Genomic DNA, 19599 nt, shown 5'->3' with positions numbered 1-19599 from the left:
GCGCTTTCCCCTAGGCGCTGACGCCGACCGGCTCCGCGACGGGCGGGTAGAGCGCCTCGACCTGCTCCAGGGGAGCGGCCGTGGCCGGCGCGATCTCGACGCCGTGCGAGGCGAGGATCCGCTCGGTCTCGTTCGCCGAGACGTAGGACACCTCGGTCGACGCGCCGATCGGCACCACGGAGTGCAGCACGGTGCCGTCGTAGACGTGGATGAGGTTGAAGGCCTGCGCGGAGTTGCGGGCGCGGGTGCCGCCGACCGGCACGTTGAGGTCCTGCGTGTAGCAGGTGGCCGACGCGACCGAGACGGGGATGCCGGCGAACGTCGCCGTCGAGGAGTAGTGCAGGTGGCCGGCGATGATGCTGCGGACGTCCGAGCCCTCGAGCACCTCCGCGAGCGCGGGCTGGTCGCGGAGCTCGACGAGCACCGAGAGGTCGAGCACGCTCGGCACCGGCGGGTGGTGCAGCGCGAGGATCGTGCCGTGCGGCGCGGGGCTGGAGAGCTCCTCCGCGAGCCAGTCGAGCTGGGCGTCCGAGATCTCGCCGTAGTGGGCGCCCGGGACGGTGGAGTCGAGCGCGATGATGCGCAGGCCGTTCACGTCGTGCACGCGGTCGATCGGCTGCGTGGTCGGCAGCTGGTCGAGCAGTCCGGAGCGGAAGGCGCCGCGGTCGTCGTGGTTGCCCATCACCCAGATCACCTCCGCGCCGAGGCGGGCGGCGGCCGGCTCGACGACGGCGCGGAGCTTGGCGTACGCCTGCGGCTCGCCCTTGTCGGCCAGATCCCCGGTGATGACGACGGCCTCCGGGCGACCGCCCGAGGCCTTCAGCTCGTCGAACAGGCGGCGGAGCTGCGCCTCGCTGTCGACGTCGGAGCCGTACAGCCCGCCGTCTCCGGCGATGAAGTGGGTGTCGCTGAGGTGAAGGATGAAGTGGTTCGGCCGGGGGTACTCGGCCTGGCGGACAGTCATGATCCTCGGGTTCCACGATCGGTGGGGCCGGCTCGATCGAGTCGGCGTCGGTACGGGATGTCGCATGGTGCTGCACTGCTGGTCCGCGGGCTGGGAACTGCTCCCGCGAGGCTCAGTCCATCATCGCGGGGTGAACGGCGGGCCAACGAGGACCGGCGCGTCATCGAACGGTTTTCCCAGATTCGGCGCCGCCCGGCGCCTCGGTCCTCAGGAACCGCACACCGCGCGCGCACTCCCCGCACACCGATCGCCCACGCCGCGCATCGGCAGCGCAGAGGGAGACGTCAGAGCTCGAGCAGGAGGCGCGCGTAGAAGGCGATGGCGCGCTCGAACTGGTCGACCTCGACCGACTCGTCGGCGCCGTGGATGCCGAGCTGCTGCTGCGGGCTGATCTCGAACGGGATGAAGCGGTAGACGCCGTCGCTGATCGCGTGGAAGTGCCGGGCGTCGCTGCCGCCTGTCTGCACGTAGGGCGCGACGATCGCCTCCGGGAAGACCTCCTGCACGACGCCGCGGAGCACGTCGTAGGGCCCGCCGTCGCCGGTCTCTCCGGTGGGGGAGACGGGGGAGGGCTCGTGCGCGACGCGCACCTCGATCTCGACCTCGGGGTCGTCGATCACCGCGCGGATCCGCTCGACCACGCCGGCGACGGTGCCGCCCGGATTGATGCGCACGTTCGCGATCGCGCTGGCGGAGGACGCGAGGACGTTCGCCCCGGTGCTGCCGCGCAGCTGCGTGATCGCCACGGTGGTCCGGAGCATCGCCGCGGCGCGGTTGGAGTGCGCGGCCAGGGCGCCGATGACCGCGTCGGGGTGCTCGTGCGGGCTCGCGTACCAGACGGCGTGCGCGGCGTCGGCGCGGGGCGCGGCGGCGCGCACCAGCTCGGCGATCGGCTCGGGCAGCGTCGAGGGGAACGGGTTCTCGGTGAGGCGGTGGATCGCCCGAGCGAGGCGCTGCGTGGCGAGCATGCCCGGCAGGGGCGGCGGGGCGGAGGCGTGCCCGCCCGCGTCCCGGCAGGTCAGCTCGAGGTTCATGATGCCGCGCTCGGTGACGCCGATGACGGCGATCGGAGTGGTCACTCCGGGCACGATGCCGCGGCGGACGTTGCCTCCCTCGTCGAGCACGAAGCGCGGGCGCACGCCGCGCGCGCCGAGCAGCGCGACGATCGACGGCGCGCCGTCCCCGGCCGTCTCCTCGTTGTGCGTGGAGACCAGGTACACGTCCCGGCGAGGACGCTCACCCCGCAGGACGGCCGCCTCGACGGCCTCGAGCAGCGCGACGAGGGAGCCCTTGTCGTCGAGCGCGCCGCGCCCCACGATCGCGGTGCGGCCGTCCGGGCGGAGGACCGTGTCGGCCGCGAACGGCGCGATCGACCAGTCGTCGGGGGTGACGCTGACCACGTCGTAGTGCGCCATCAGGACGGACGGCTCGCCGTCCTCGGTGCCGCGCCAGCGCCAGAGCAGGGAGTGGCCTGCGACGGTCTCGCGCTCGAGGGCGGCGTGCAGCACGGGGTAGAACTGCTCGAGCAGCTCCTGGAAGACGCGGAACCGGCTCCAGTCGGTGTCGGACTCGTCGGAGTGCGACACCGTGTCGACCCGCAGCAGGGCCTGGAAGCGCTCGAGCGCGGTCGTCGTCACCGGGCTAGCCTACGACGGCGGTCCCGACCCCTCGGACCCGGCGAGCGGAGGTGCGGCATGGGCGTGCAGGCACCGATCGGCCCGTTGCCCGAGGTCTGCGTCGTCTACGTCCTCCGCGAGGCGCCCGGCGGCGTCGAGGTGCTGCTCGGTCGGAAGCTCCGCGGTCTCGGCGAGGGCCGGGTCGTGGCACCCGGCGGCAAGCTCGAGCCGGGGGAGTCGCCCGTGGCGGCCGCCGTCCGCGAGCTGGCGGAGGAGGTCGGCCTGCGCGCGGATCCCCGCGACCTCGAGCCTCGCGGCTCCCTCGACTACCTCTTCCCGCACCGCCCCGCCTGGAGCCAGCGCTCGCACGTCTTCGTCTGCCGCCGCTGGTCGGGCGAGGTGGTCGCCTCGGGCGAGCTCGCCGCGGCGTTCGTCCCGCTCGACGAGGTCCCCTACGACCGGATGTGGGACGACGCGCGCTTCTGGCTGCCCGCGGTGCTGCACTCCGGCGCCGTGGTCGACCGCACGTTCGAGTTCGGCGCCGACCTCGAGCACGTCGTCGCTCGGTCCTGATCCCGCCGTCCGGTCGCTCCACCGCCAGATCTTTGACGCCTCCTCGGCGCTTCGTCGATCGTTCTCGAGCGATGTGGGATCCCGGCCCCGGGAGGCCGCTCGATCTGAGAGAGGTGATGACGATGAGGGCTCGAGTGCTGCGTCGGACGGCGGCCGTGCTGGCCGTCTTGGCGATCGTGCTGGGTATCGGTGTGCAGACGACGGCGCCCGTTGCGGCACTGACGTCGGGGACGAAGTCGAACGAGCCCTGGGTGGTGCAGGTGTACGACACGCTCGCCGGCATCCAGACCACCACCTGCACCGGAACGGCGATCGCCGACGACTGGGTGCTCACCGCGGATCACTGCCCCGCGAGCCACGTCTACTACCGCTACGCCCCGTCGCCGTCGGAGGACGAGGTGACGGAAGCGGTCCCGGTGGCGGAGTCGATCTCGCTCGCTCCTGCGGACATGAAGCTCCTCCGGCTCTCCCGCCCGCATGCGCTGCCGCGCTACCCGCGACTGGTGCCGGACGGCTACCGGGTCGGTTCGGTCGGCCACGTCTACGGGCTGGGCCCGGACCTGTTCCCCACGCAGAGGACAGAGAAGGTCTGGATCAGAAGGGTGGGACGGATGCCGAACGGCGTCATCGGCTTCCACTCGACGGCGACGACGGGCGGCACCGAGCAGCTCGGCGAGACCGGCGACTCGGGCGGGCCGCTGATCGTGAACGGGAATCTCGTCGGCGTGTTCTACGGGACGACCCTCCCCGGCGAACGGGTTCAGATGATGGGGTACACCGATGTGAGGCCGGCGGCGGCGAAGCTGAAGCAGTTGCAGGGTCACGACCGATCCCCCCGGGAGGCGGCCTCGGATGCGACGGCGGGCATCACGGACGTCTCAGTCGTCCGCGGGTACGCGGAGGTGACGATGAGCGAGGCGCTGGTCCATTCCGGGAAGCGGATCGTGGTCTGGATCGACGGCCGATACGCGGGTGACTACAACGAGGGCAGGGGGTGGTACGCGTGGAAGTACGACGTCCCGGGTGGCACGAAGATCGTCCCCACCACGCCCGTGAAGGACGGCGACCTCGTCCAGGTCGGCGAGCTGGCCTCCGGCGTGGACGTCGCTGCGGCCGACCTGCTCTTCCAGAAATCGCTGACAGGCGTCGACAGCATCCAGCGGACCGGTGATCGAATCGCGGTGGCGATGAGTCGCGCGCTGGTGAACTCCGGGAAGCGGGTCGTGATCTGGGTCGACGGCGTCTACCGGGCCGAGGTGCTCGACGACGTCTCGCTGTACGCGTCGAAGACGAACATCGACGGCGCCTCGATCGTCACGCCCGACGGCACCGTTCCGGAAGACGCGCTCGTCCAGATCGGAGTGCTGCCGGCCGGGACCGACATCGATCAGGCCGAGATCCTCGACTCCCGCATCCTCTGACGACCGCCGGGCGGCGGCTAGAGCTCGAGCACGTCGCCCGGCTCGAGGGCGTGGTACTCCCCGCCGCCCTCGCGGGTCGCCCAGCCGAGGCGGTCGTGGCCGAGCTTCTGGCCGGCCTCCGACAGCACCCGCTCGTGCGTCGCGAAGGCGTGGCGCGGCGCGAGCTCGAGGACGTAGTCGATCGACTCCGCGATCTTCATCCACGGGGCTCCCGAGGGGGCCGCCAGCACCTCGACGTCGACGCCGGTCGGCACGGTGAAGGAGTCGCCCGCGTAGTAGAACCGGCCGTTCACCAGCACTCCGACGTTGTCGATCACCGGGATGGAGGAGTGGATCACCGCGTGCCGCGAGCCGAAGAAGCGCAGCTCGAACGGGCCGACCTCGACGACGTCGCCCTCGGCGACCGTCTCGACGTCCAAGCCCTCGGCCGCCGCGGCGACACCGGCCGGGCCGAGGACACGCAGCGCCGGGTTCGCGGCGCGCAGCCGCTCCAGCTGCTCCGCGGTCCAGTGGTCGGCGTGCTCGTGGGTGATCACGACCGCGACGGTGTCGGCCGTGCCCTCCACGGGGCGGGTGAAGGAGCCGGGGTCGAGGACGAGCCGCGAGCCCGCCTCCTCGACGAGGACGGTGGCGTGCTCGAGCTTGGTCAGTCGCATGCTTCGAGCCTCTCGCGGGGGCGACCGCGGTGCAAGACGGTCCCGGGGAGCGCGCCGTCCGCGCGCTCGATTTGCACCGGTGCGGATCCGTGTGCAACACTCTTCGAGTTGCAAAAACGCGGCCCCATCGTTTAGCGGCCTAGGACGTCGCCCTCTCACGGCGGTAACGCGGGTTCAAATCCCGCTGGGGTCACCACGGCAACACGAGCAGAACCCCCGGTCATGGCCGGGGGTTCTTCTCGTTTAACGGCCCGCTCCCCGGGGAGAGACCGTCGGAATCCACTGACCCCCGGAAGGTCCCCATGCAAGAGCTGCCCGTCTGGTTCGTGACCGGCTCGTTCGTCGTCCTGAGCCTCATCCTGGCCGCGGACCTGCTGCTGGTCTACAAGCGCCCGCACGTCCCGAGCCTGAAGGAGTCCGGCCTCTGGGTCGGCTTCTACGTCACGCTCGCGCTGATCTTCGCCCTGGTGATGCTGCTGCTGGGCGGGGGAGAGGTCGCCGGCCAGTTCGTCGCGGGCTGGCTGACGGAGTACAGCCTGTCGATCGACAACCTGTTCGTCTTCGTGATCATCATGGGACGCTTCGCGGTGCCGCCGAAGTACCAGCAGGAAGTGCTGATGGTGGGCATCATCATCGCGCTGATCTTCCGCGGGGTGTTCATCCTGCTCGGCGCGCAGCTGATCGAGAGCTTCAGCTGGATCTTCTACCTCTTCGGCGCGTTCCTCGTCTACACGGCCTGGAACCAGGCGTTCGGCAAGGAGGACGAGAACGAGGGCACCGACAACCTCCTCATCCGCCTGCTGCGCAAGCGCGTGAAGATCTCGGACGAGTTCGACGGCTCGAAGATCCGCACGGTGAAGGACGGCACGAAGTACTTCACGCCGATGCTGATCGTGTTCCTCGCGATCGGCTCGACCGACCTGCTGTTCGCGCTCGACTCGATCCCGGCGATCTTCGGCATCACCGAGAGCCCGTTCATCGTCTTCACCGCGAACATCTTCGCCCTGATGGGCCTGCGCCAGCTCTACTTCCTGCTCGGCGGACTGATCGACAAGCTCGAGTACCTCAAGTACGGCATCGCGTTCATCCTGGCCTTCATCGGCGTGAAGCTCGTGCTGCACGCCCTGCACGAGAACGACCTGCCGTTCCTCAACGGCGGCGAGCCGCTGCCGGTCTGGGACATCGACACGATCACCTCGCTGGCCGTCATCGTCGTCAGCATGACCGTCGCCACGGTCGCGAGCCTGATCAAGATGCGCCGCGAGCACTCCCACATCGAGCTGCACGACGGTCACCCGGAGGTCGTCGCGGACGCCGACGGGCAGGACCGCGCCGAGAAGAAGTGAGCCGGGCCTCGTGACTGCGACGACGACCACGACCAGTATCGACCTGCCGCAGGGCGTCCTCCTCCTGACGGTGTCGAGCTGCACCGACGTCGGCGCCGTCCGGCGGGTGAACGAGGACGCGCTCCTCGTCGCGCCGACGCTGGTCGCCGTCGCCGACGGCATGGGCGGGCACGCGCGCGGCGACCTCGCCAGCGCAACCGCGGTGGAGAGCCTGCGGGCGAGCACGGCCGAGGCGATCGGCCCCGTGTCCGACGTCTTCGCAGCCGTCGAGGCCGCGAACGCCGCCGTCCGCGACCTGGATGTCGGCGGCGCGCTGTGCGGGACGACGCTCACCGGCCTGACCCTCGTCCGCCCCGACGACGAGGGGCCGGCGTCCTGGGCGCTGTTCAACGTCGGCGACTCCCGCGTCTACCGCTGGGACGGTGCCGGGATCCAGCAGCTCACCGTCGACCACTCGGCGGTGCAGGAGCTGGTCTCGGCGGGCTTCCTCACCCGCGAGGCGGCGGAGTCGCACCCCGATCGCAACATCGTCACCCGCGCGCTCGGCGCCGACGACGAGGTCGAGACCGACGTCTGGACCCTGCCGATCGTGCCCCGGGCGAGCTATCTGCTCTGCTCCGACGGCCTCACCAAGGAGCTCTCCGACACGGACATCGCCGAGCTCTTCGCCCGGCGCGACGCCGGTGCGCTGCACGGGGGCGATCTCGCCGAGGGGCTCGTGGGCGCCGCGGTCGAGGCCGGCGGCCGGGACAACGTGACGGTCGTCGTCGTGGACGCGGTGCTCTCTCCCCGAGCCTGAGCCGCCGACCGCTCCGCGGGCGCCGTGACCCTCGAACGTGTGACAGCCGCGTCGACCAGCGACTGCAGAGCCCGGCTGTCGATTGGCATACTGGAGGGATGGACACCGTCGAGGCTCTCGATCGCGCGAAGACGCGCTTCGCAGAGGGGGACGTCCGAGGAGCTGTGTCGCTCCTCGAGCGCTGCGTCGAGGCCGACCCCACCTGGCTCGATCCCCGGGTCCTCCTGTCCGAGCTCTACCGCCGTTCGGGCGACCTCATCGAGGCCGGCCGCTGGGGCTACCTGATCGAGAACTGCGCCGCTCCCGAGGAGCGCCGGGCGTTCGAGCGCGCGCTGGTGCGCACCGACGAGGATCCGTTCGAGTTCGCGGAGCGCGCCCTGGTGCGCCCGCTCGAGCTGGCGGCCGAGTCACCGCACGCCGCGATGATGCTCTCCGAGCTGCCGGCCCGGATCGACGAGGCCGAGCGCTTCGAGCAGGAGTCGCCAGATCCGCTCGACGGCGACTGGTTCGAGCACGAGGCGCTGCCGGTGAAGCGGCGCTCCGGCTTCGTCGGGATGGTCGGCGCCGCGTTCGCCGCGGTCTTCGTCGTCGGCGGCGTGGTGGTCGGCGCGGCGGCGCTGCTGGTGGTCCCGGCGGTGCTGATCGCCATGCTCGTCGCGCCCTGATCGCGGATCCCGACCGCTCCGACCCGCCCCGATCCGCTCGGGCCGCGCCTCCCGGGCGGGCGTCGGCGCGGTGCTATCCTCGGTCCATGCTGTTCGGCCGGCTCCTCCTTCTCCGCCGCGACGAGACCTCGATCTGACAGGCCTCTCTCGTCGCGGTGTCTCTCGTGGGCTGACCACCATTCCTGAGGAAGAGAATCCCGCCATGAACGACAGTTCCCCCGATACCGCTGTGCCGTCGGCCGCTGTGCCCTCGGCCACCGTGCCCCCGGCCGTCGAGCGCCCGCGCACCCTGGCCGAGAAGGTCTGGGACGACCACCTCGTCGCCAAGGGCGAGGACGGCACCCCCGACCTGATCTACATCGACCTGCACCTCGTGCACGAGGTGACCAGCCCGCAGGCCTTCGACGGCCTCCGCCAGGCCGGTCGCCCGGTCCGCCGGCCCGATCTCACGATCGCGACCGAGGACCACAACACCCCGACCGTCGGCATCGACAAGCCGATCGCCGACCTCACCAGCCGCACCCAGATCGAGACCCTGCGGCGCAACGCCGCCGAGTTCGGCGTCCGCCTGCACTCGCTCGGCGACATCGAGCAGGGCATCGTGCACGTCGTCGGCCCGCAGCTCGGGCTGACGATGCCCGGCATCACCGTGGTCTGCGGAGACTCGCACACCTCGACGCACGGCGCGTTCGGCGCGATGGCGTTCGGCATCGGCACCAGCGAGGTCGAGCACGTGATGGCGACCCAGACCCTGCCGCTCAAACCGTTCAAGACCATGGCGATCACGGTCGAGGGCGAGCTGCGCGAGGGCGTCACCGCGAAGGACATCATCCTCGCGGTCATCGCGAAGATCGGCACCGGCGGCGGTCAGGGCTACGTGCTCGAGTACCGCGGCTCGGCGATCCGCGCGCTCTCGATGGAGGGCCGGATGACGATCTGCAACATGTCGATCGAGGCCGGTGCCCGCGCCGGCATGGTCGCACCGGACGAGACGACCTTCGCCTACCTCAAGGGCCGTCCGCACGCTCCCGAGGGCCAGGACTGGGACGACGCGGTCGCCTACTGGCGGAAGCTCCCGAGCGACGAGGGCGCCGTCTTCGACGCCGAGGTCGTCCTCGACGCCGACGCCCTCGAGCCGTTCGTCACCTGGGGCACCAACCCCGGCCAGGGCGTCTCGCTCTCGCAGGCCGTGCCGGATCCCGACACGATCGAGGACCCGAACGAGCGCTCGAACGCCCGCCGCGCTCTGGAGTACATGGACCTCGAGGCCGGCACGCCGATGAAGGAGATCCCGGTCGACGCGGTCTTCATGGGCTCCTGCACCAACTCGCGCATCGAGGACCTCCGCGCCTTCGCCTCGATCATCGCGGGCCGCACCAAGGCGCCCGGCGTCCGGGTGATGGTCGTCCCCGGCTCCGCCCGCGTGCGCATCGAGGCCGAGGCCGAGGGCCTGGACAAGGTGATCACCGCGTTCGGCGCCGAGTGGCGCTTCGCCGGCTGCTCGATGTGCCTCGGCATGAACCCGGACCAGCTGGCCCCGGGGGAGCGCTGCGCCTCCACCTCGAACCGCAACTTCGAGGGCCGGCAGGGCAAGGGCGGCCGCACGCACCTGGTGTCGCCGCTCGTGGCCGCCGCGACCGCCGTCCGCGGCACCCTCTCCAGTCCGTCGGATCTGGAGCCCGTCCGCGAGCTGGTGGAGGCCTGATCATGGAGAAGTTCGAGACCGTCACCGGCATCGCCGCGCCGCTGAAGCGCAGCAACGTCGACACCGACCAGATCATCCCGGCGGTGTTCCTCAAGCGGGTCACCAAGACCGGCTTCGAGGACGCGCTCTTCCACGGCTGGCGCCAGGACCCGGAGTTCGTGCTGAACCAGCCGGCCTTCCAGGGCGCGCAGATCCTCGTCGCGGGCCCCGACTTCGGCACCGGCTCCAGCCGCGAGCACGCTGTCTGGGCGCTGCGCGACTTCGGCTTCCGCGTCGTGCTCTCCTCGCGCTTCGGCGACATCTTCCGCGGCAACTCCGGCAAGCAGGGGCTGCTCGCCGCGGCCCTCGCCGAGAGCGACGTCAAGCGGCTCTGGGAGCTGATCGACGGCACGCCGGGAATAGAAGCGACCGTCGATCTGGTTGGTCGTACGGTCACCGCCGGTGGCGAGACCTTCCCCTTCGAGGTCGACGACTACACTCGTTGGCGCCTGATCGAAGGGCTGGACGACATCGGCCTGACCCTGCGCGACGAAGCGCTCATTTCCGAATTCGAGACCCGTCGCGCGAGCTGGCGGCCCAAGACATTGCCGGTGAAATAGCGTGAACACACTTCTTCAGGATGCCAAGGCGGCGGGAGCACGGGTGGGGATGACGACCGAGCGGCTCACGATCCACGGTGGTCGTCCGCTGAAGGGCCGGATCGAGCTCAAGGGGGCGAAGAACCTCGTCACCAAGGCGATGGTGGCGGCGCTCCTCGGCGAGACCGCCTCGACGCTGCGCGACGTGCCCGACATCAGCGACGTCCGCGTCGTGAAGGGCCTCCTCGAGGTGCACGGCGTGAAGGTGAAGCAGGGCCCGGAGGTGGGCGAGCTGATCCTCGACCCGTCCGCCGTCGAGTCGGCGCACTTCGCCGACATCGACGCGCACGCCGGCTCCAGCCGCATCCCGATCCTGTTCTGCGGCCCGCTGCTGCACCGCCTCGGCGAGGCGTTCATCCCCGACCTCGGCGGCTGCCGCATCGGCGACCGCCCGATCGACTACCACCTCGAGGTGCTCCGCAACTTCGGCGCCATCGTCGAGAAGCTGCCCTCCGGCATCCGGATGTCGGCGCCCGAGGGCCTGCACGGCGCGAAGGTGTCGCTGCCCTACCCGAGCGTCGGAGCGACCGAGCAGGTGCTGCTCACCGCGGTCCGCGCCTCGGGCATCACCGAGCTGTCGGGTGCGGCGATCGAGCCGGAGATCATGGATCTCATCAACATCCTGCAGAAGATGGGCGCCATCATCTCGGTCGACACCGACCGCGTGATCCGCATCGAGGGTGTCGACCGCCTCGAGGGGTACACCCACCGCGCGCTCTTCGACCGCAACGAGGCCGCCTCCTGGGCCGCCGCGGCGCTCGCGACCGACGGCGACATCTTCGTCGGCGGCGCCCGCCAGCAGGAGATGACGACCTTCCTCAACGTCTTCCGCAAGGTCGGCGGCGCGTTCGAGATCGCCGAGGACGGCATCCGCTTCTACCACCCCGGTGGCGAGCTGAAGCCGGTCATCATCGAGACCGACGTGCACCCCGGCTTCATGACCGACTGGCAGCAGCCGCTCGTCGTGGCGCTGACCAAGGCGAAGGGCGTGTCGATCGTGCACGAGACCGTCTACGAGCAGCGCTTCGGCTTCGTCGACGCGCTGGTCGAGATGGGCGCGACCATCCAGATCCACCGCGAGTGCCTCGGCGGCCAGGCCTGCCGCTTCGGTCAGCGCAACTTCATGCACTCCGCGGTCATCTCCGGCCCGTCGAAGCTGCACGGCGCCGACATCGTCGTGCCGGACCTGCGCGGCGGCTTCTCGCACCTGATCGCGGCGCTCTCGGCCGAGGGCACGTCGCACGTCTCGAACGTCGGCATCATCAGCCGCGGCTACGAGAACTTCCTCACCAAGCTCGAGCTGCTCGGCGCGGACTTCTCGCTCGACGCGTAGTCCCGCAGCACCTCCGGCACGCTGGAACGGCTCCGGCTCGCAGAATCCTCCCGATCCTGCGAGCCGGAGCCGTTTCCGCGTGCCGGACATCACGACCCGGGCAGCCGACCCGACCTCCGGCCCGCGGAACCGCGTCCGGCTCGTCGGATCGGTTGGATTGCGCGTGCCGGAGTCGTTTTCGCGTGCCGAACGTCGCCCGCGCGGTCGGTCCGAGGCTCCGGCAGGTGTTCCAGGGAGCACAGGACTCCGCCTCGTTCGCGATCGATACCCGCAGGACGTGCGTGAGCACGGGTCCCGCTGCGGCGCCGTGCTCAGCGGCTGCCGGGGGACGCGGACCCGGCCGCCTCCACCCGCGCGCGGAGCCGCCCGTGAAAGCGGTCGACGCTCTCCGCCGACGCCGGCCGCAGTCCGAGGAGTCCGGGCTCCTCGACGAGACGCAGGTCCGCGGACCGGGGCCGGAACCCGCGGGACACCGTGACGACGATCGCGGTCCGGCCCCCGAGGCCGACGGTGCGTTGCTCGAGGGTGCGGATCTCGTCCCAGAGGATCTCGATGCGCCGATCGCCGGCGAGCACCACGAGGGCCTCCTCCGCCGGATCGAGGACGAGGTACGGGTGCAGATCGGGCGTCGGGACGGTCGGGTCGCCGAACCGCAGCAGGCGCGAGACCGCCGGTCCGCCGACGACCACGACTCCGCCGATCGCGCTCGCCTGGACGAGGGCGCGCGGAGCGGTGACGAGACGCGCGGCAACGAGCACCACCAGGAGCACGATCGTGACCGCGGCGGTCGCCGCAGCGACCAGGAGCGCGGGGCTCTCCGATGCGGCGGCGAGCACCGCTTCGAGGAGGCGAGGGGCGCGGATCACGTCGACACGGTACCGGGGCGATCCGCCGCACGATGACGGTGACGCACGGGACGTGTCCGGAGGGGCATCGCTGCATCTCGTCTGCGCGACGCCCCGAAGCGGATCGCTCTTTCCCGCCGTCGCAGCTTCTTGAGGGCGGCGTCACTCGTCGGGGGTGCCCCAGGTCGGCGCTGGCTCACCGGGGGGCAGTGCAGCGGCGACGCGACGGTGGAGCAGGGCCAGCGCCTGCTCCGAGGCGGGGCGCTGCCCCAGCAGTCCGGGCCGCTCGACCGGGACGAGCGTGAGCGACCGCGTTCGGCCGCCACCGGATCGGGAGAGGTCGACGACGACGGCGTCGTGCCGGCGCATCCCCCGGCGGATCCTGAGTCGCCGGACGGTGCGGACGCGCGACCAGGGGACGATCACGACGTGCGAGCGGAGGGAGACGGAGAGTCCCCTCGCTCCGGGGACGACGACGGCGTAGGGGCGGGAGATCCGCCTCGGGAGTCGGGGCTCCACCCAGCGGAGGACGTCGACCAGGTCGCCGCGGCCCAGCACGACCTCGCCGTCGCTCGCTTCGGCCTCGACGTGCGCGAGCGGGCCGCCGACCGCGCGTGCGACGGAGCGGACGACGACCACGACGAGCCCCGTGACGGCAGCGGCTCCCGCCGCGGCGAGACCGACCCGGGCGAGCAGCTGGGCGAGCAGCTCCGGACTGCGGGTGCCGATCGAGTACACGCCGAAGAACCCGAGGAGGAGCACGAAGGCGAGCGTCTGGAGCGCCGCCCCCGACTCGGTGAGCCCGCGGAGCGCGGCGGAGACCGGGTTCTCGCGTCGCTCGCTCACTCCGCCACGCTAACGCGGCGATGCCCCCTCCCGTGATCGGCCGGAACCGCGTGCGGGAGCCGTCTCGGCATGCCGGTACTCGCGGCGCAGGCAGCACACAGCGGCGGAGAGTCCGACGTTCGCCGGGATCTCGATACGCCCCTGCAGGGCTACTCGACCAGCATGGGAGGGGATCGTCATGCTGATCGAGTAGCCCGCGCAGCGGGCGTATCGAGATCCACCACCGTCAGAAGTCGAGTCTGCAGACCCGCCGTGCTGATGACGGCGGGTCTCGATACGCCCCTGCGGGGCTACTCGACCAGCATGTGTGCGGGTGTCTCTTCCAAGTAGATCCACCGTCGTCAGAGGGGCGGGTCTCTGCATGCTGATCGAGTAGCCCTCGCAGAGGGCGTATCGAGATCCGCCAGCGTCAGAACACGGGTCTGCAGACTCGCCCTGTTGGGGACGGCGGGTCTCGATACGCCCCTGCGGGGCTACTCGACCAGCATGCAGCGCGATGTGCCGCGGCGGGGCTGCTCGACCAGCACGGCGCGACGTGCCGCGGGCGCCGCGCCGCGCCGTGCGCGGGCGTGGGCGGCGGGGGGCGGCGGACCCGGGGTGCGAGGATGGGCGGGTGTCTGAACGAAGCCGTCCGTCCATCTTCTGGCTCCTCGCGGCGTTGGTGATCCCGACGCTCACCGCCTCCGTGGACCTCCGGGTCCGCGACATCGACAAGATCCCGAGCAAGGGGGCGTTCGTCTTCGCGCCGAACCACTACAGCGAGATCGACCCGTTCATCACGGGCTGGGTGCTCTGGCGCGCCGGTCGCGCGCCGCGCTTCCTCGCCAAGGCCTCGCTGTTCAAGATCCCCGTCGCTGGAGCGATCCTCCGCGCCTCGGGACAGATCCCGGTCGAGCGGGCCGGCTCCGTGCGCGGCAGCGAGCCGCTCAAGGCGGCGAAGGAGCTGGTCGACAAGGGCGGTTCCGTCCTGATCTACCCGGAGGGCACCCTCACCCGCGACCCCGAGCTCTGGCCGATGCGCGGCAAGACCGGCGCGGTCCGGATGGCGCTGCAGTACGGACTGCCCGTCGTGCCCGTCGCGCACTGGGGCACGCAGCAGCTGATGGGCCGCTACTCCAAGAAGATCACCCTCTTCCGCCGCAAGCGCGTCGACGTCCTCGTCGGCGACCCGGTCGACCTCTCCGCGTTCCGCGGGCGCAGCCTCGACTCCGCGACGCTCAACGAGGCCTCGACCGTCGTGATGGCCGCGATCACCCGTCTGCTCGAGGAACTGCGCGGCGAGACGGCGCCCGAGAAGCGCTGGAACCCCGCCGAGCACAACCAGAAGGGCACGGGACGCTTTGAGCAGGAGCAGTAGGGCCGAGAAGGCGCCGATCCCCGTGCCGCGCCGCGTCGCCGTCCTCGGCGCCGGCAGCTGGGGGACCACGTTCGCCAAGATCCTCGCCGACGGCGGCTCCGACGTGGTGATGTGGGCGCGGCGCGCCGAGCTCGCCCGCGAGATCACCGAGGCCAAGCGCAACAGCGACTACCTCCCCGGCATCAATCTGCCGCGCAACATCCGGGCGACCCCGCGGATCGAGGAGGCGCTCGAGGGCGCCGACCACGTCTACCTCTCCATCCCGTCGCAGACCCTGCGCGGCAACCTCGAGGCGATCACGCCGTTCCTCACCGAGCGGACCGTCCTCGTCAGCCTGATGAAGGGCGTCGAGAAGGGCACCGGCCAGCGGATGAGCGAGGTGATCTCGCAGGTGCTTCCGATCGATCCGAGCCGCATCGCGGTCGCCTCCGGCCCGAACCTCGCGCTCGAGATCGCGAAGGAGCAGCCGACGGCAGCGGTCATCGCCTCGGAGAGCCTCGTCACCGCCCAGGAGGTCGCGCTCGCCGCGACCAACCGCTACTTCCGCTCCTACGTCAACACCGACGTGATCGGGACCGAGTTCGGCGGTGTGCTGAAGAACCTGATCGCCGTCGCGATCGGCATCGTCGACGGGGTCGGCTACGGCGAGAACACCAAGGCCTCGATCATCACCCGCGGCCTCGCCGAGATGACCGACTTCGCCGTCGCCTACGGCGGGCGGCCCGAGACGATGTCCGGGCTGGCCGGCCTCGGCGACCTGATCGCCACGTCCAGCTCGTCGCTCTCCCGCAACAACACGGCCGGGCGCCTGCTCGGCCAGGGCTACAGCTTCGGCGACGTCGTGAAGTCGATGCAGCAGACGGCGGAGGGGCTCTCCTCGGTCGCGCCGATCCTCGAGCTCGCCCGGGCCCGCGGAGTCGACATGCCCATCGTCGAGCAGGTGTCGCAGGTGCTCGCCGGTACGCTCGATCCGAAGGACATCGCGCCGCACCTGACCACGGATTCGGACGAGCCCCAGGGTGAGAGGAACCTCGATGACCAGCAAGCTCGCAGTGGCCGTTCTGTTCGGGGGGCGTTCAAGCGAGCACTCGATCAGCTGCGCAACGGCGGCGGGGGTGCTGCGGGCGATCGATCGTGACCGCTTCGACGTGATCCCGGTGGGGATCACCGCCGACGGCGCGTTCGTGCTCGAGGAGGACCGGCCGGAGAAGTTCGCGCTCGACGCGAACGCCCTGCCGCGGGTCGAGGACAACGGAACCCGCGTGCGCTGGCCGGAGTCGGCGCTCTCGCGCGAGCTGACCGTCACCGCGGCCGACGGCTCCGTCCGCTCACTGGGCGACATCGACGTGGTGCTGCCGATCCTGCACGGCCCGTGGGGCGAGGACGGCACCGTCCAGGGGATGCTCGAGCTGGTCGGTCTGCCCTACGTCGGCTCCGGCGTGCTCGCCTCCGCACTCGGGATGGACAAGCACTTCACCAAGACCGTCTTCCGCGCCGCGGGCATCGCGGTCGCCCCCTGGTACACCGTGACCGAGGCGGAGTGGCGCGACGACCCGAGCGACGCGGCGTCGGCCCTCGACGAGCTCGGCCTGCCCGCGTTCGTCAAGCCGGCCCGCGCCGGATCGAGCGTCGGAGTGAGCCGGGTCGACGAGCGCTCCGAGCTGGACGCCGCGCTCGAGGAGGCGTTCGCGCACGACTCCCGGGTGCTGATCGAGTCCGCGATCGTCGGCCGCGAGGTCGAGATCGGCGTGCTCGGCGGGCGCCGCGGGGCGACGGCGCGGGCGTCCGTGGCCGGCGAGGTCGTCGTCAGCGGCGGCGGCTTCTACGACTTCGAGGCCAAGTACCTCGGGATGAAGGGCGTCGAGCTGGTCTGCCCGGCCGACCTCACCGAGGACGAGCTCGCCGAGATGCGCGCCCTCGCGGTCAGGGCCTTCACCGCGATCGGCGCCGAGGGCCTCGCGCGGGTCGACTTCTTCCTGACGGCGGACGGCTTCGTCATCAACGAGATCAACACGATGCCGGGCTTCACGCCGATCTCGATGTTCCCGCGGATGTGGGGCGCGAGCGGCGTCGACTACCCCGACCTGATCAGCGAGCTGCTCGACCTGGCGCTCGAGCGCGTCCCGGCCGCGGTCCGATGACCGAGGCCGGCCTCGGGCTCCGGCTCGAGGCGGGCCCGCGGGCGCCGTTCGAGCAGATCCGGGAGGGGATCACCGCGCAGGTCGCGGCCGGATCGCTCCTGGTGGGGACCCGGCTGCCCGCGGTGCGCGCGCTCGCCGAGGAGCTCGGCGTCGCTCCGGGGACCGTCGCGCGCGCCTACAAGGAGCTCGAGGCGGCGGGGATCGTGGAGACGCGGGGCCGCGCCGGCACCGTCGTGTCCGGCGGGGTCGACGCGGTGGAGCACGAGCTGCAGCTCGCGGCCGGGGCCTATGCGGCGCGGGCGAGGGCACTCGGAGCGACGTCGGAGCGAGCGCTCGAGGTAGCGGCCGCGGCGCTCCGCTCCCCGGGCTGAGACGAGGCTGCTCACGATCGATCTGCAGGCGATCCGGGGACGCCAGCTGGAGTCCATCGCGCGGTGAGCGCTCTCCGTGGTGCGGAACCTGCAGATCGGACGTGCCTCGGCAGACGGATCAGCCCGTCGGCGTGCCCGCGGGGTCGAGGGTGTCCGTGTCGGAGACGTTCGTGCAGGCGCGCTCCTGCGGGAGGTAGGAGACCGCGTTCGCGAGGTCGACGACCGCCGAGGTGCCGGAGGCGCGGCTCTGGTCGACGGTGATCTCGACGGCCGGATCGCGGCCGTAGGTGGTCAGCGTGTAGACGTCGTCGGCGGCCTGCGACTCGTCGATGATCCAGTCGACACCGCTGACCGAGACGCACAAGTCGGTCGTGGGGCCGGGCGGCGTGACGCCGCAGTGCAGGATGACGGCCGCCGGGCTGCCCCAGGCGGCCGTGCCCTGCGCGTTCGTCTCGCGCTCGGGCAGCTCGGCGACGACGTCGGGCAGGCGGACCGAGACCTCGGCGCAGCCCTCGTTCGTCGCGTCCGCCGCGGGTTCGAGGGCCACGGCGGCCGAGCAGCCGCTCAGGAGCAGGACGGCGGAGGCCACGGCCAGGGGAGCGCGGAGCAGGCGGGAGGACATCGACGGCAACGCTAGCGTGTGAACCATGGCACCGGATCCGAGCCCCACCCTGGCCGAGCTCAGCGAGGGCGAGGTCCTCGCGCGGATCCTGTCGAGGCTCGGCGGCGGCGGCGTCGAGACGCTCGTCGGTCCGGGCGACGACTCCGCGGTGCTGCGGGCGCCGGACGGCCGCTTCGTGGTCACGACCGACATGATGGTGCACGGCCCGGACTTCCGGCTCGCCTGGTCCTCGCCCTTCGATCTCGGCTGGAAGGCCGCCGCCTCCAACCTCTCGGACGTCGCCGCGATGGGCGCCCGTCCGACCGCGCTGGTGGTCGCCATCGCCGCGCCCCAGCGCCTCGGCGTCGACGTGCTCGAGGGGATCGCCGACGGGCTCGCCGCCGGCTGCGCGGCGATGGCGCCAGGCTGCGGCGTCGTCGGCGGCGACCTGTCCGCCTCCGGCACACTGACCCTGGCGATCACGGCGTTCGGCTCGCTCGACGGCCGGCAGCCGGTGCTCCGGAGCGGTGCGCGCCCGGGTGACGTCGTCGCGACCGCCGGGCCGCTCGGCGTCTCCGGGCTGGGCCTCCGGCTGCTCTTCGAGCGCGCGCGGACGGCCGGCGAACCCGACGCGGCGCTCGCCCGGGCGCTGCGCGCGGAGCACCCGGAGGTGCTCGACGCGCAGCTGCGGCCGACGCCGCCGATCGCGGCCGGCATCGCGGCGGGCGGGGTCGCCACGGCGATGATGGACGTCTCGGACGGCGTGGTCCTCGACGCGCGGAGGATGGCCCGGGCGAGCGGGGTCGTGCTCGATCTCGATCCCGAGGCCGTCGACGCGCACGCCGCCCTGGTGACGGCCGTGGACGGCATCGACGCGGCGCTCGCCCGTGCGCTGGTGCTCGGCGGCGGGGAGGACCACGCGATGCTCGCCTGCTTCCCTCCCGGCGCGGCGCTGCCTCCGGGCTTCACCGCCCTGGGGACGGTGCGCGAGGGCGCGCCGGAGGTGCGGCTCGGCGGCGTCGCGCTGGACGAGCGCGGCGGCTGGGACCCCTACCTCGGCTGGGACGGCGCCGCGGGCTGATCCGCGGCGAGGACGGAGCGGCTCGGGCGTCGGAATGCTCGGGCGGAGGGCCTACTCGCCCGCCGCGGGCGACGCCCACCAGATCGTCGTCTCGCCGTAGTCCTTCCGCCGGTCGCGCTCGAGCCCTGCGGGCCACGTCGGCTCCGGGCTCCGCGAGCTCCGCTCGACGACGACGACGGAGTGCTCGGCGAGCAGCGGCAGGACGCCGGCGAGATCGGCCGCCAGCTCGTCCTCGGGGAGGTCGTAGGGCGGATCGAGGAAGACCGTGTCCGCGTTGACGGCGGGGGAGCCGTCGAGGAATGAGCGCACCGAGGCGATCACGACCTCGATCCGCGGCTTCGGGCGCTTGTTCGCGGCGGCGGACGTCGTGATCGCGCGGGCGTTCTCGCCGGCCGTCTTCGCGGCCTTCGGGTCGCGCTCCACGAGCAGCACGGAGGCGGCGCCGCGGCTGGCAGCCTCGAGCCCGAGCGCTCCAGAGCCGGCGTAGAGGTCGATCACGGTCGCGCCGTCGAGGGCGTCCCGCGCCTCGAGCGCCGAGAAGATCGCCTCCCGGACCCGATCGCTCGTGGGCCGGGTGCCGGCGCGGGGGACCCGCAGGGTGAGCGATCCGGCGAAGCCGGCGATGATCCTGGTCACCGTTC

20 protein-coding genes and 1 tRNA gene are annotated in these 19599 nt (G+C 71.8%); 14 read left to right on the top strand and 7 right to left on the bottom strand.

The features are described from left to right. Positions 1-10: 10 nt before the first annotated feature. A complete protein-coding gene (locus tag HQQ86_RS01950) occupies positions 11-964 on the bottom strand; it encodes a phosphodiesterase (protein WP_216844906.1) in 954 nt (317 codons plus the stop codon). 284 nt (positions 965-1248) lie between these two features. Beyond that, positions 1249-2601: a M20/M25/M40 family metallo-hydrolase gene (locus HQQ86_RS01945; RefSeq protein ID WP_173286047.1), complete on the bottom strand. Its 1353-nt coding sequence runs from the start codon at positions 2599-2601 to the stop codon at positions 1249-1251. Positions 2602-2658: 57 nt separating this feature from the next. Here HQQ86_RS01945 and HQQ86_RS01940 point away from each other — a divergent pair, with 57 nt between their 5' ends. Continuing rightward, entirely contained in the window at positions 2659-3153 is a 495-nt protein-coding gene (locus HQQ86_RS01940; protein WP_173286045.1) for an 8-oxo-dGTP diphosphatase, read from the top strand. A gap of 122 nt (positions 3154-3275) precedes the next feature. Then, positions 3276-4574: a trypsin-like serine protease gene (locus HQQ86_RS01935; RefSeq protein ID WP_173286043.1), complete on the top strand. Its 1299-nt coding sequence runs from the start codon at positions 3276-3278 to the stop codon at positions 4572-4574. Positions 4575-4591: 17 nt separating this feature from the next. Here HQQ86_RS01935 and HQQ86_RS01930 read toward each other — a convergent pair whose 3' ends face one another. Continuing rightward, positions 4592-5230 carry an MBL fold metallo-hydrolase gene (locus HQQ86_RS01930; RefSeq protein ID WP_173286041.1) on the bottom strand — a complete coding sequence of 213 codons (639 nt, stop codon included), beginning with the start codon at positions 5228-5230 and terminating at the stop codon, positions 4592-4594. 120 nt (positions 5231-5350) lie between these two features. On the opposite strand from HQQ86_RS01930, the gene HQQ86_RS01925 reads away from it, so the two are divergent. The 7 genes from HQQ86_RS01925 (at position 5351) to murA (ending at position 11716) form a co-directional block, all read left to right on the top strand. Beyond that, positions 5351-5426 (top strand) — tRNA-Glu (locus tag HQQ86_RS01925). Between the two features lie 106 nt (positions 5427-5532). Beyond that, positions 5533-6576, top strand: a complete 1044-nt coding sequence (locus HQQ86_RS01920; RefSeq protein ID WP_173286039.1) for a TerC family protein — start codon at positions 5533-5535, stop codon at positions 6574-6576. Between the two features lie 10 nt (positions 6577-6586). Then, positions 6587-7375, top strand: coding sequence for a PP2C family serine/threonine-protein phosphatase (locus HQQ86_RS01915; protein ID WP_367948517.1), 789 nt, complete (start codon positions 6587-6589; stop codon positions 7373-7375). Positions 7376-7473: 98 nt separating this feature from the next. After that, positions 7474-8040: a DUF6584 family protein gene (locus HQQ86_RS01910; protein WP_173286037.1), complete on the top strand. Its 567-nt coding sequence runs from the start codon at positions 7474-7476 to the stop codon at positions 8038-8040. Positions 8041-8242: 202 nt separating this feature from the next. Continuing rightward, positions 8243-9745, top strand: coding sequence for a 3-isopropylmalate dehydratase large subunit (gene leuC / locus HQQ86_RS01905; protein WP_173286035.1), 1503 nt, complete (start codon positions 8243-8245; stop codon positions 9743-9745). 2 nt (positions 9746-9747) lie between these two features. Next, positions 9748-10344 carry a 3-isopropylmalate dehydratase small subunit gene (gene leuD, locus HQQ86_RS01900; RefSeq protein WP_173286033.1) on the top strand — a complete coding sequence of 199 codons (597 nt, stop codon included), beginning with the start codon at positions 9748-9750 and terminating at the stop codon, positions 10342-10344. Positions 10345-10393: 49 nt separating this feature from the next. Continuing rightward, positions 10394-11716, top strand: a complete 1323-nt coding sequence (gene murA, locus HQQ86_RS01895) for a UDP-N-acetylglucosamine 1-carboxyvinyltransferase (RefSeq protein WP_160088523.1) — start codon at positions 10394-10396, stop codon at positions 11714-11716. 311 nt (positions 11717-12027) lie between these two features. Here murA and HQQ86_RS01890 read toward each other — a convergent pair whose 3' ends face one another. Continuing rightward, entirely contained in the window at positions 12028-12582 is a 555-nt protein-coding gene (locus HQQ86_RS01890) for a hypothetical protein (protein WP_173286031.1), read from the bottom strand. A 141-nt stretch (positions 12583-12723) separates the two neighbouring features. Beyond that, entirely contained in the window at positions 12724-13407 is a 684-nt protein-coding gene (locus tag HQQ86_RS01885) for a hypothetical protein (protein ID WP_173286029.1), read from the bottom strand. Between the two features lie 613 nt (positions 13408-14020). On the opposite strand from HQQ86_RS01885, the gene HQQ86_RS01880 reads away from it, so the two are divergent. Genes HQQ86_RS01880 through HQQ86_RS01865 form a run of 4 tightly spaced genes read left to right on the top strand, consistent with a single transcriptional unit; the run spans position 14021 to position 17276 of the window. Further along, positions 14021-14764 (top strand): lysophospholipid acyltransferase family protein, encoded by a 744-nt coding sequence (locus tag HQQ86_RS01880; RefSeq protein WP_320527334.1) that lies wholly within the window; start codon positions 14021-14023, stop codon positions 14762-14764. Between the two features lie 22 nt (positions 14765-14786). Next, on the top strand, positions 14787-15902 hold the full coding sequence (locus tag HQQ86_RS01875) for an NAD(P)H-dependent glycerol-3-phosphate dehydrogenase (RefSeq protein ID WP_173286025.1): 1116 nt from the start codon (positions 14787-14789) through the stop codon (positions 15900-15902). Then, on the top strand, positions 15799-16905 hold the full coding sequence (locus HQQ86_RS01870) for a D-alanine--D-alanine ligase family protein (protein WP_173286020.1): 1107 nt from the start codon (positions 15799-15801) through the stop codon (positions 16903-16905). Before HQQ86_RS01875 ends, HQQ86_RS01870 begins: the two co-directional genes overlap by 104 nt. Then, positions 16902-17276, top strand: a complete 375-nt coding sequence (locus HQQ86_RS01865; protein ID WP_173286018.1) for a GntR family transcriptional regulator — start codon at positions 16902-16904, stop codon at positions 17274-17276. Before HQQ86_RS01870 ends, HQQ86_RS01865 begins: the two co-directional genes overlap by 4 nt. A 118-nt stretch (positions 17277-17394) precedes the next feature. Here HQQ86_RS01865 and HQQ86_RS01860 read toward each other — a convergent pair whose 3' ends face one another. Further along, complete coding sequence (locus HQQ86_RS01860) at positions 17395-17898, bottom strand: DUF3515 family protein (RefSeq protein WP_173286016.1); 504 nt, start codon at positions 17896-17898, stop codon at positions 17395-17397. A 25-nt stretch (positions 17899-17923) separates the two neighbouring features. Here HQQ86_RS01860 and thiL point away from each other — a divergent pair, with 25 nt between their 5' ends. After that, complete coding sequence (gene thiL, locus HQQ86_RS01855) at positions 17924-18958, top strand: thiamine-phosphate kinase (protein ID WP_173286014.1); 1035 nt, start codon at positions 17924-17926, stop codon at positions 18956-18958. 51 nt (positions 18959-19009) lie between these two features. Here thiL and rsmD read toward each other — a convergent pair whose 3' ends face one another. Continuing rightward, entirely contained in the window at positions 19010-19594 is a 585-nt protein-coding gene (gene rsmD, locus HQQ86_RS01850) for a 16S rRNA (guanine(966)-N(2))-methyltransferase RsmD (protein WP_173286012.1), read from the bottom strand. Positions 19595-19599 lie beyond the last annotated feature (5 nt).

The sequence above is a fragment of the Rathayibacter sp. VKM Ac-2857 genome, assembly GCF_013205025.1.
Taxonomy (GTDB): domain Bacteria; phylum Actinomycetota; class Actinomycetes; order Actinomycetales; family Microbacteriaceae; genus Rathayibacter.
Note: the sequence above shows the minus strand (reverse complement) of the source record. Positions and strands in the feature narration are given on the sequence as shown.

Bases quoted from the DNA above. Each gene is read 5' to 3' on its own strand.
- HQQ86_RS01950 (WP_216844906.1), bottom strand. From the start codon at position 964: ATGACTGTCCGCCAGGCCGAGTACCCCCGGCCGAACCACTTCATCCTT.
- HQQ86_RS01940 (WP_173286045.1), top strand. From the start codon at position 2,659: ATGGGCGTGCAGGCACCGATCGGCCCGTTGCCCGAGGTCTGCGTCGTC.
- HQQ86_RS01935 (WP_173286043.1), top strand. From the start codon at position 3,276: ATGAGGGCTCGAGTGCTGCGTCGGACGGCGGCCGTGCTGGCCGTCTTG.
- HQQ86_RS01930 (WP_173286041.1), bottom strand. From the start codon at position 5,230: ATGCGACTGACCAAGCTCGAGCACGCCACCGTCCTCGTCGAGGAGGCG.
- HQQ86_RS01920 (WP_173286039.1), top strand. From the start codon at position 5,533: ATGCAAGAGCTGCCCGTCTGGTTCGTGACCGGCTCGTTCGTCGTCCTG.
- HQQ86_RS01910 (WP_173286037.1), top strand. From the start codon at position 7,474: ATGGACACCGTCGAGGCTCTCGATCGCGCGAAGACGCGCTTCGCAGAG.
- leuC (WP_173286035.1), top strand. From the start codon at position 8,243: ATGAACGACAGTTCCCCCGATACCGCTGTGCCGTCGGCCGCTGTGCCC.
- leuD (WP_173286033.1), top strand. From the start codon at position 9,748: ATGGAGAAGTTCGAGACCGTCACCGGCATCGCCGCGCCGCTGAAGCGC.
- murA (WP_160088523.1), top strand. From the start codon at position 10,394: ATGACGACCGAGCGGCTCACGATCCACGGTGGTCGTCCGCTGAAGGGC.
- HQQ86_RS01870 (WP_173286020.1), top strand. From the start codon at position 15,799: ATGACCAGCAAGCTCGCAGTGGCCGTTCTGTTCGGGGGGCGTTCAAGC.
- HQQ86_RS01865 (WP_173286018.1), top strand. From the start codon at position 16,902: ATGACCGAGGCCGGCCTCGGGCTCCGGCTCGAGGCGGGCCCGCGGGCG.
- HQQ86_RS01860 (WP_173286016.1), bottom strand. From the start codon at position 17,898: ATGTCCTCCCGCCTGCTCCGCGCTCCCCTGGCCGTGGCCTCCGCCGTC.
- thiL (WP_173286014.1), top strand. From the start codon at position 17,924: ATGGCACCGGATCCGAGCCCCACCCTGGCCGAGCTCAGCGAGGGCGAG.